Annotated in this window: 9 protein-coding genes; 5 read left to right on the forward strand and 4 right to left on the reverse strand. The window is 63.9% G+C overall.

Annotation, left to right across the window (positions count from 1 at the left end; genetic code table 11):
* Positions 1 to 1,031: 1,031 nt before the first annotated feature.
* Genes MOX02_RS28350 through MOX02_RS28360 form a run of 3 tightly spaced genes read left to right on the forward strand, consistent with a single transcriptional unit; the run spans position 1,032 to position 3,005 of the window.
* The gene (locus MOX02_RS28350) at positions 1,032 to 1,265 is read left to right on the forward strand and encodes a type 2 periplasmic-binding domain-containing protein (protein WP_147029130.1); all 234 of its coding nucleotides are present in this window, start codon (positions 1,032 to 1,034) and stop codon (positions 1,263 to 1,265) included.
* Positions 1,246 to 2,466, forward strand: coding sequence for an HNH endonuclease (locus tag MOX02_RS28355; RefSeq protein WP_170268034.1), 1,221 nt, complete (start codon positions 1,246 to 1,248; stop codon positions 2,464 to 2,466). The genes MOX02_RS28350 and MOX02_RS28355 overlap by 20 nt, the downstream gene beginning before the upstream one ends.
* Complete coding sequence (locus MOX02_RS28360; protein WP_147029132.1) at positions 2,463 to 3,005, forward strand: hypothetical protein; 543 nt, start codon at positions 2,463 to 2,465, stop codon at positions 3,003 to 3,005. The genes MOX02_RS28355 and MOX02_RS28360 overlap by 4 nt, the downstream gene beginning before the upstream one ends.
* Before the next feature lie 199 nt (positions 3,006 to 3,204).
* On the opposite strand, the gene MOX02_RS28365 is transcribed toward MOX02_RS28360, so the two are convergent.
* Together MOX02_RS28365 and MOX02_RS28370 are read right to left on the reverse strand one after the other, a co-directional pair.
* Entirely contained in the window at positions 3,205 to 3,423 is a 219-nt protein-coding gene (locus MOX02_RS28365; RefSeq protein ID WP_238179897.1) for a HigA family addiction module antitoxin, read from the reverse strand.
* Between the two features lie 28 nt (positions 3,424 to 3,451).
* Positions 3,452 to 3,889: a hypothetical protein gene (locus MOX02_RS28370; RefSeq protein WP_147029133.1), complete on the reverse strand. Its 438-nt coding sequence runs from the start codon at positions 3,887 to 3,889 to the stop codon at positions 3,452 to 3,454.
* A 450-nt stretch (positions 3,890 to 4,339) separates the two neighbouring features.
* On the opposite strand from MOX02_RS28370, the gene MOX02_RS28375 reads away from it, so the two are divergent.
* Entirely contained in the window at positions 4,340 to 4,807 is a 468-nt protein-coding gene (locus tag MOX02_RS28375; RefSeq protein ID WP_147029134.1) for a 5' nucleotidase, NT5C type, read from the forward strand.
* Positions 4,808 to 4,934: 127 nt separating this feature from the next.
* Here MOX02_RS28375 and MOX02_RS28380 read toward each other — a convergent pair whose 3' ends face one another.
* Positions 4,935 to 5,603 carry a hypothetical protein gene (locus tag MOX02_RS28380; protein WP_238179898.1) on the reverse strand — a complete coding sequence of 223 codons (669 nt, stop codon included), beginning with the start codon at positions 5,601 to 5,603 and terminating at the stop codon, positions 4,935 to 4,937.
* A 48-nt stretch (positions 5,604 to 5,651) separates the two neighbouring features.
* Positions 5,652 to 6,038 (reverse strand): hypothetical protein, encoded by a 387-nt coding sequence (locus MOX02_RS28385; RefSeq protein WP_147029135.1) that lies wholly within the window; start codon positions 6,036 to 6,038, stop codon positions 5,652 to 5,654.
* A gap of 879 nt (positions 6,039 to 6,917) precedes the next feature.
* On the opposite strand from MOX02_RS28385, the gene MOX02_RS28390 reads away from it, so the two are divergent.
* Positions 6,918 to 8,577: Ig-like domain-containing protein (locus MOX02_RS28390; RefSeq protein ID WP_244948458.1), on the forward strand; the 1,660-nt coding region annotated here is incomplete at its 3' end.

An 8,577-nucleotide genomic window follows, 5' to 3' on the forward strand; every position in this document is an offset into this window, starting at 1 on the left:
CTGATCCTGTAACAAGTGCATTTTACAGCGGCGCGGACCGCTCGTTCGATGCTTACGTCGGCAATTCTGAAGAGCGCGAGTGCTTCGCTCGGAAGCGGACGCCAGCGCCCGCGCCGTTCTCGGGCAGGAAGTCTATTCCAGCACGCTCAAGGGCACTTCTGATTGCTTGTACGTTCACCGGTGTAGCCGAAACTGGTCCGTCCTTAGCCTCAGCCCTTCGGATTGTTGCGACTCCTAATTGCGCCGCACTCGCCAACTCCTCTGCACTCCATCGGAGGAGGGCACGAGCCGCGCGAATTTGCGCTCCAGTAAGCTGAACGCGTTGTGCAGGGTCCACCTTGATAGATCCCATATCAAGTGATATGAAAACGATCAAACGATCTGAATGGGATCAATGTCATGGCCCACCAACGCTCGCTTTCATGGTCCGCTGCCATACGTGATCTCCGCGGTGACCGCAGCCACTCTGATCCGGCAGAACAACGAGTCAGGTATCGTCAGCAGGCGTTCGCAAAACTCGCCGGGCGCCGTGCTCTGGCTCACAGCCGCAAATCTCCTCTCATCATCGACGGCGTATTCCAGAAGAGCGCCATCATGTGCGCCGCGATCGAAGCAGCGAGAGCTCGTCGCACCGTCACAAGCGAGCCCTGGAACATCTGCCTCTCCGCCGCTCTCAAAGGAACTTGGAAGGCCGCGAAGGAAGCTCGTTCATCCGCGGCTCATCAGGCACGTCGAGCCGTCGAACGCGCGCAGCGAGTGAATTCGCGCTCCTTCCAGGACCACGTGATCTCACCAGCAGGGGAGGGGTACCTGGCACCGAGACACCGCCCACAGCCGTCAGCGGTGCTTGGCCCCAAGCAACACGTGCGATCCGCGTCCCTCTCAAGCATCCCAGTTTCCAACGCTCCACGCGCCTCTACGCCCCAGCCCCTGGCCCCATTGTCGCGCTGAGCCCAGGCCCATACTCCACGCTCGGCTCAGCGGCCGGCGGCTTAGCTTCATCACCTCTCCCTCACAATCAGCGAGGCACCATGCCCAGCAGAAGACCGCGCTCGCGCGCGACCGATCCCGCACGCCTGACCGTCGCCTCATTAGGCGTCCGCGCCAAGCTCGTGACCGAGGACCAGGACGCTGAGGTCCGCGCCCTGATCGAGCGCTATGAGCAACTCCTCTGCGAGTGGGAGAACCTCTCCCACCGCGCCCTCAATGCCCTCTCTGGCCGCTCACCCCGCACGGACAAGCGCCATGCCCCTCATCACCCCTGAGGATATCGGCACGACCCCGCGCAGCTGCCTCTCCCCACGCCGCCGGCTCCAAGCCTGGGAGCGCACCAACGGCAAGTGCGTCGTCTGCGGCGAGCGCATCGACGGGGCCCGCGAGCGCTGGATCATTGAGCACATCCGCGCCCTCGAGCTCGGCGGCGCGGACGAGATCGCCAACATGGGACCAGCCCACGAGGCCTGCGGCCGCGAGAAGACACGCGATGATCACACCCGCACGGCTCAAGCCAAGCGGCAGAAGCTTCGCCACATTGGCGCGGCGGCACCCGAGCGCCCCTTGCCGGGTTCGAGAACAAGCCCGCTCAAGCGCAAGCTCAACGGTACGGTCGTGCCAAGGGAAGCTGCACTGTCCGGTACAACCGTCAGATCAGCGAAGAGGGTGCCCAGATTCGGCCGGTCTTTGTGGAAGACAGCGGCTGAAGCCGAAAAACCGCTGGCGGAACGAATCGCGAACCCTCAAGAGGGTGCGCCAGCGCAGCTTGCCGCTGCGCTGACGGACGAGAGACGGCCGGCACGCAACCAGTCACCGATCAGGTTTGGAATGTCGAACGCGTCGAAGCGAGAGGATCATCAGGTTCTGGCAGGGAGCCTGGGAGCACTCATCCCGCTGGAGATCGCTTCCCTTCTCACCCCACCGTCTCCGCTGCCCGACGAGGAACCCGATGCCTACGGCCGGCTGCTGACGGCCGTGGGCGTATCGGTCGAGCCGCGGGACACGATCGAGTGGCTGTGGGTCAAGGACGTCGTTGATCTGCTCTGGGAGGCGCAGCGCCTGCGCCGGCTCAGAACAGCGATGCTGAGAACGGCGCGCCGGCGAGGCCTGAGCGACCTACTGGATGCCTATAGAGAGCCCGCGGGCGACACTTTTGGCTACGACCGCAGTGAACTTGTGCATGGCTGGAGCTCGGGAGAGCCAGAGGCGGTGCGCGAAGTCGCCGCGCTTCTCGCCAAGCACGGCCTCACCGATGAGGCGATCTCGGCCCAGGCGCTCTCGAGCAAGCTGGACGACCTTGACCGCATCGAGCGCATGATCGCCAACGCGGACGGCCGCCGGAACGGCGTGCTGCGCGAGATCGAGCGGCGGCGGTCTGCGCTGGGTAGCCGCCTGCGCGCCGCCTCCGATCAGATCATCGACGGCGAAGCGGTCGAGGCTGCCAACGACCAACGCGGGCCGGCGCGGCGGTGACTTCACCCACGAAAACGGCCGCCAATCGCGAGAACGCGCGGAAGAGCACAGGCCCCCGCACGCGGGCCGGCAAGGATCGGGCGAGCCGCAACGCGCTCCGGCACGGGCTCGCCGTCGACCTCAGCGCGGATCCGCAATGGGGCCCGCAGGTCGAGGAGCTCGCTCGCGCGATCGCAGGGCCGCGAGCAGGGGAGGGGCCGACGCTCGCCGCAGCCCGCCGCGTGGCCGGGGCGCAACTCGACCTCGTCAGGATCCGGAGCATGCGTGCGGGGTTGCTGTCGGACATCGACCGCCTGCTTCGGGAAATGGACGGGGATTGGGAGGAGCCCTCAACCTTAGGGCTGGTTCAGGCGGGTCTCGAGGCTGGGCTCAACCAAAAGGAGATCTACGTGATAGTGACGGCCAGCCGTCGATCGCAACCTCCGGCGCGGGTCAGCGTGCTGATCGGGCAGCTCGCGCGGATCGAGCGCTACGAGCGCCGAGCCATGTCGCGCCGCAAATCGCTTGTGCGCGCACTGGATGCTCTGTGTGGGGCCTGACCGCTGAACCGAACTCGGATACGGCGATGCTGCGCTGGCGGCGATGCCGTACCTGACGAGCTTACCGTCTACTCGCGCTGAGCCATGAAGAGGTCAGGGGGCTGACAAAGGTCCTCGACTCGAACCTCTGCTTCAAGCAACCCGCGGTTGAACCTGCTTCTCGATCGACGGAGCGGCAGCATCCCGCGCCATCTCCAGATCATACGTCGCCTGCAGACCCATCCAGACCTCCGCCGACATGCCGGGCGAGCCGCAGAGCCGTCTCGGCCGACACCGACCGCCGGCCCCGGATGATCTCGCTGATGCGCGTCTCCGGCACCGCGATGGCCTTGGCAAGGGCGCACTGACTGAGGCCCAGCGGCAGGAGAAAATCCTCGCACAGTAGCGGCTCTCGATGGCGATGATCAGCTACAGGCACTCCCTCAGGTGCGGCGACAGCTCGGATGTTACCGGCTGCAATACGCCATAATGCTCTCGACCGGCCGCAAGGAGTGCACCCTGACGCCGGACTGGTTGAGCAGCAGCGCCATCGTCATCGGGCGGATGCGCGGGTCCTGTTGCATGGCCGATTGCACCAGCCCGATATGCGGCATGAGCGCGAGCTTCCGGCCACGGCGAGCAGGCGTGCGATCTCGGCGCGAGCGGTGTTGAGCCGCGAGTGGGACAGAACTGCCCTTCTCTCCGGCATGAGCCACAGGTGCACGCTGAGACACTGACCTTGTATCTGCCTCGCAGAGCGTGCTGCCCTCCACATGCGCGATGTAGAAGGCAACGACATCATCGTGGCTAAGACCGGAGATCACTTCCGCGTCGCCCGCGTAAAGGCTGTGGGAGCCGCGGCCGTTCTCGCGAACACGGTGAGGTTGGCTTGAGAGCACGGGCATGCGCAGCGGTTCCGGGGGAGGGGGCCTACATGCGCCGCGTCTGACGCAGCAGAAGCAGGGCAAGCAGCGATAAGCCCTAGTCATCTCAGACCCGGGCTCTAGGACTTCATCTCAACAAGGTAACCAGAGCAGAAGACGAAACGGTCCGGCCTGCGGCGATGTGGGCACCGGTTGGCTTGGCTGCCCTCAGGTTGCGCTCAGCGGTACCGGCCTCCGCATGTACGGTGCAGCGAAAGCGGCGGCCGCGGGGAGGAGCGGCCGCCGAGTGAGGTGGCTGGGCCACCGCGCCGCTGAGGGGGATCAAGCAGCACGCGGGTATGTGCGCTTGCTAAAGCGGTCGATCCAATCACGCTCCCGTGATTATAGTTTCTGGTTGTTTCGGGACCGAACACCTGGCTAGAGCGAACCTCCGCACCCTGAGACAATCGCCTCCCAGCGCAAAGCGTGCCGATGCAGACTGTGTTTCTCGATTGCGACGGTGTCCTCGCGGATTTCGACAAGGGCGCTGCCGCCGTTTTCGGGATGCTGCCCGCAGCCTTCGAGAAGCGTTTCGGCCTCGGGCGCTTCTGGGGCAGGCTGGCATCCACTCCGGACTTCTTCGAGAGCCTCGACCTGCTGCCGGACGCCATCGAGCTGTACGACGCGGTCCGCGAACTGAAGCCCGTCATCCTGACTGGATTGCCCCGCGGCGCCTGGGCCGAGCCGCAGAAGCGCCGCTGGGCCGCGCGCCACTTCCCCGGTGTCGAGGTGATCACGACCAGCGCCGCATCGAAGCGCAAGCACTGCAGCCCGGGCGATGCCCTGGTGGATGACCGCGACAAGTACCGCCACCTCTGGGAGAAGGAGGGCGGCGTCTTCATCCATCACCGGAGCGCGTCTGCCTCGATCCGCCAGCTGCACGAGCACGGCTTCCTGTGAGTGGGAGAGGCGAGCCCGCATCCGCTCTGCCAGCACCGGGTCACAGCGGCCGCGGCCGGGAGCATCGCGCGTGCTCCCAACCCTTGTTTCGCATGGACTTCCTCGCGCCGCAGTGCCGGGTCCAGCCTTAGGGCATCGTCGGATAGGACCGGACGCGCGTGCGTCCCTCAACGGCCCCGGCAGGCGATAGGCCGGCCCCCGCAGTTGAGCCCGTGGGCCCGCTACTCTCGGCCACGGTAGGTGCTGTCCAGCCCTCCGAGCGCCAGGTCTGCGCCCGCTCATGCACATCGACGGAGCCGTGCTGCTCCAGGATGTCCATCACCATGACAGAGCGAGCCTCATCGGCCCGGACGGTGACCAGGGTTCCGCCTCGCCGCACACCCTCAGAATAGGTGTGAGCGTCAGCCTCGTTCACGCCGGCTCCGGTCAGACCTCCGATGAGACCGCCGGCAGCCGCTCCGATGCCTGCACCTGTCAGGGTGGTCACCAGCCAGCCGGCGGCCACGACAGGCCCGACGCCGGGAATGGCCATGAGGCCGAGCCCGGTCAGAAGGCCCAAGGCACCACCGGCCAGGGTACCGACCGTCGCACCGGTACCTGCGCCGGTCTCAGCGCCTTCCTTCGCCTCGTGGTGGTCCCTGTCGCCGCGCCCAACGAGACCTGAGTGGCGGTCACCTTCATTGTTGGCGACGATGCTGACGTCGGAGTGCGCGACGCCCGCGGCTTCGAGCTGCGCGACAGCGGCGCTCGCATCATCATAATGATCGAAGAGAGCGGTGATGGTTTGCTGAGCCATGGCGGCCTCCTGAGTGTTTGTTCTGAGGACTGGTCTCGTCACGTTCACTTACTGAGCCGCGACGTTGCCCTTGAAGTCGACGCCGACGTTCACCGACTTGCCGTTGAGCATCGCCGCACCGCGCCAGATGCCCTTGTCGTCCTTCTTGAGGTCCTTGACCTCCTTGTAGCCCGCATCCTCAAGGCGCTTGCGGGTCTGCGCCTCGGTGAAGCTATTTGAGCCTTCCTCGAGTTTGGCGCTCGATGCTTTGCCCGTGGTGGCCGGGTTGTTGGCGTCCGGCCTGTCAGTGTTCGGGCGCGTGACGGCCTGCTGACCGCCGGACTTCTCGCTGGTGCCGGCGTCCGGTGCAGGCTGACCAGTCACAGTGGTCTGCGCGAGGGCTGGAGCGGCACCGAGCATGGTGAGCATCGCGAGGCAGGTGAGTGTCTGGCGCATGGGCGTTCTCCCAGGTTAATCGCCATCTCAATTCGGCCACCCGGCAAAGCGTTCCAAATCGGAACGTCGGCTGCCAAGAACTTCTGCCGCATTCGCTCTGACGCAGGAGTAGCATTCTAGTGGATTAGCAGTGTATATTAGATCGATTTTTATTGAGGCATCTCTCCAGATCCGCCTGAGGCGACTTGGCGCGTCAGCGGGAACGAAATTATCCGCGCAGCGCGTACGAAGGCGTTGCCCGATAATGTGGGCTTCCGGGCGCCGCATCGCGTTGACTGAGGCCTCCCTGCCCATCGCACGAGACACCGAGTGCGATCACCAGTGACTTCTGACGCCGCGACTGCGCTTCGAGAGCGCTGAGGCGCACGGAAAGCATCTCAGCCAGATTGAACAGGGCTGGCATCTCGCCTGAGCCTCACAACCTCGACGGCACCGTTAGCTTGTGAAGGCCCGGAGGGGTGAAGGCCCGCCCGTCGACACGTCGCAGGTCAGCGATCTCAGCAGCCAGATCGGCCGGTAAGGTCAACGGCAAAGCCGCGGCAGGTGTAGGCCCAAGCTCGGCGCGCCAACGCGGCGGTACGATCACGGATCACTACGAACCCACGAATCGATGTCGATTGAGCTAGTACCTGCTGCGGCAGAGTACTAATACGCGCCACGGAAACTTTTCACCATATTTTTCAATGCCGTCCGCCGGAATTGTATGCGATTGTACAGATTTTTTCGTTGGTATATTACCGGACACTCCAGTCGAACGCCGAATAAAAATTCGCGATTATTTATTTTCTGTGTTGCCAGCCCTCCTGCAATGCGTATGAAATCAGCAAAACGCCCAATGAGGGCACTCGCGCATCCTATCAGCGCGCAGAGGGGCACGCCATGGCCAAGTTCTCGTATGTCGTCACCCCGGATTCCGGGGCGAGCGCGGCTGACCGCTACACGTCTGGCAATGCCAATCACGCTCTGATCATCTCGGGGACCGGCGCGGCGAACGATAGCATCATCATCTCATATATCGATCCTGTGTCGAAGGCGACGAAGACTCTCACGACCAAGGTCGCCAAGAACGGTCTTTGGTCGATCACCACGGCATCGCTGAACGACGGCGCTTATAATCTCACTGTCAAGGAGACCGGCACCCAGCCGGTCAGCGCAATCATTCCGACTTGGTTCCTGGACACTAAGACAAATGTCACAATCACAGGGATCGGCCCCGACACCGGGCGAAGCGCAACGGATGGCGTGACTAAGGGCGGTACCCCGATCACGATATCTGGCACGGCAGAGGCGAGCGCGACCGTTCGTGTCAATTACGTTGATGCGAAGGGCAACAAGGGATCGCTCGGGCCTGTCACCGCCGATGCCAGCGGCAAGTGGAGCCTCAAGGCTCCGGTGGCTCCCGACGGAACCTATACGCTGACAGCGGTCGCAACCGACAAGGCCGGCAATACAGCCACGTCAACGTTCAAGGGGGTTTTGGATAGCGTCGCGCCCAGTGCTCCGACTCTCACCGTCAAAGATGACAAAGGAACAGTCGTCACCAACACGCCCGATAACACGTTGCACGTCAGCGGTAAGGCCGAGACGAACAGCGCGGTGGTGGTGTCATGGAAGGACGCCGCTGGGAATACAGGCACTCTGACGCCTATTGTGGCCGCGAACGGGACTTGGACAGTCGATACCGGCACGCTTGCCGCTGGCAAGTACACCTTCACAGCCACCGCGACCGATCTGGCTGGTAACGTGAGCAAGGCCTCGCCGGCCTTCAACTTCACGGTGACCGGCACGGCCCCGACGGTCGCGCTCACGAGCCAGGTTCTGGCGAACGACACGGGCGCTTCGAACACCGACCGCATCACCAAAGACGGCCATGTGCAACTCTCAGGCACAGTGGCAGCCGGAGCCACAGTTGACATCTATGACGGCACAACGAAGCTCGGCACTGCGACCATTTCTGGGACCACTTGGAGCTACTCGGGTGTCCTCAATGCTGGCACCCACGACCTTTATGCTCGGGCAACCAGCGCCTCTGGGCTCACCACCAACAGCAACCACGGAGCGGTGATCACGGTCGACACGACGGTGACGCCTGAGACGTTCACGAACGTATTGCTTGCCGGCGATAATATCATCAGCGCGACTGAAGCTGCCGAAGCGCGGGTAGAGCTCAAAGGCTCATTGTCGAAGGCGCTGGCGCCCGACGAGAAGCTGTTTGTGACGCTGGATGGGCAGACGCATCAGGCAACCGTCACCGGCACGACCTTCGCGCTCTCTGTGCCTACGCCTACAGCAAGCGGATCGCTCATCCTCAAGGTGGTCGACACCGCTGGAAACGAGACGATCCCCTTCAATCAAGCTTACACCGTTTACGTCAAACCCTCGAATAAGGCTCCGATCCTAGCGAGCGCGATCGCTGATCAGAGCTCGCCCGAGGATGCCACTTGGAGCTTCCAGGTCCCCGCCGGCACCTTCACGGATCCCGATAGCGCCAGCCTGACGTACACGTTCGTTGCAGTCGATTCAGCGGGAGTAGCCCTGG

It is taken from the genome of Methylobacterium oxalidis (genome assembly GCF_007992195.1).
Classification (GTDB): Bacteria; Pseudomonadota; Alphaproteobacteria; order Rhizobiales; family Beijerinckiaceae; genus Methylobacterium; species Methylobacterium oxalidis.